This window comes from Micromonospora inaquosa (assembly GCF_003857055.1).
In the GTDB taxonomy this organism is placed as follows: Bacteria; Actinomycetota; Actinomycetes; order Mycobacteriales; family Micromonosporaceae; genus Micromonospora; species Micromonospora inaquosa.
This window is the reverse complement of the sequence record NZ_QGSZ01000021.1, coordinates 1-1,269: the sequence shown is the minus strand read 5'-3', so window position 1 is coordinate 1,269 and position 1,269 is coordinate 1. Positions and strand designations below refer to the sequence as shown.

The following is a 1,269-nucleotide window of genomic DNA, read 5'->3' as shown; positions in this document are numbered from 1 at the left end:
GGGTCTGCTGCACCGATAGGTGACATCTGAGATGGCTTGCCTTGGTGGCGGGCTGGAAGGATGTTGCTGTGCCTAAGCCCTACCCCCGTGAGTTCCGCGATGACGTCGTGCGGGTGGCCCGTGATCGTGATCCAGGCGTGACGGTCGAGCAGATCGCCAAGGACTTCGGAGTTCATCCGATGACGTTGTTCAAGTGGTTGCGCCAGGCCGACGTTGACGCTGGGACCAAGCCTGACGTCAGTGGCAGCGAGTCAGCCGAGCTGCGGGAGGCCCGCAAGCGGATCAAGCTGCTGGAGCAGGAGAACGAGGTCCTGCGCCGGGCCGCGGCGTACCTGTCGCAGGCGAACCTGCCGGGAAAAGGCTCTACCCGCTCGTGAGCGAGCTGGCCGCCGACGGGATCCCCGTGGCGGTGACGTGCCGGGTATTGAAGATCGCTCGTCAGCCTTACTACCGGTGGCTCGCCCGGCCGGTCGGTGACGCCGAACTGGTTGCCGCTTACCGCGCGAACGCCTTGGTGGACGCCCACCGCGACGACCCGGAGTTCGGCTACCGGTTCCTGGCCGATGAGGCCCGCGCTGCCGGCCAGCCGATGGTCGAGCGCACCGCCTGGAAAATCTGCTCGGGCATGGGCTGGTTCAGCGCGTTCAGCAAGAAGAAGCGTCGGGGCAAGGGCGGCAAGGTCGGTCCGCCCGTGCACGACGATCTGGTGCGCCGCGACTTCACCGCCCACGGCCCGAATCGGTTGTGGCTGGCCGACATCACTGAACATCGCACCGGTGAGGGCAAGCTGTATCTGTGTGCGATCAAGGACGTGTGGTCCAACCGGATCGTCGGCTACTCCATCGACTCACGCATGAAATCGAGGCTGGCCGTCAACGCCCTGCACAACGCCGTAGCCCGTCGTGGTGACGTGGCCGGCTGCGTGCTGCACACCGACCGCGGGTCGCAATTTCGAAGCCGGAAATTCGTCCGTGCCCTCAACCAGCACCACATGATCGGGTCGATGGGCAGAGTCGGCGCCGCTGGCGACAACGCCGCCATGGAATCGTTCTTCGGCCTGCTGCAGAACAACGTCCTCGACCGCCGGACCTGGACGACCCGGCAGCAGTTGAGGACCGCGATCGTGACCTGGATCGAACGGACCTACCACCGCCGCCGACGCCAACGATCCCTGTCCCGGTTGACCCCTATCGAGTACGAGACCATCATGACCCCATCGGCCAGTCAGGCCGCGTGACTGAAACTGTCACCTATCGGTGCAGCAGACCC

At 65.3% G+C, this 1,269-nt stretch carries 1 protein-coding gene; it reads left to right on the top strand.

All coding sequences use genetic code 11. The annotated features are described in order from the left end of the window. The first annotated feature begins 68 nt into the window (after positions 1 to 68). Positions 69 to 1,237, top strand: a protein-coding gene (locus DLJ59_RS00105; protein ID WP_124770506.1) for an IS3 family transposase whose coding sequence is annotated in 2 segments (ribosomal slippage) — positions 69 to 353 and positions 356 to 1,237 — 1,167 coding nt in all. Because the reading frame shifts where the segments join, the coding sequence is not laid out codon by codon here. Positions 1,238 to 1,269: the final 32 nt, after the last annotated feature.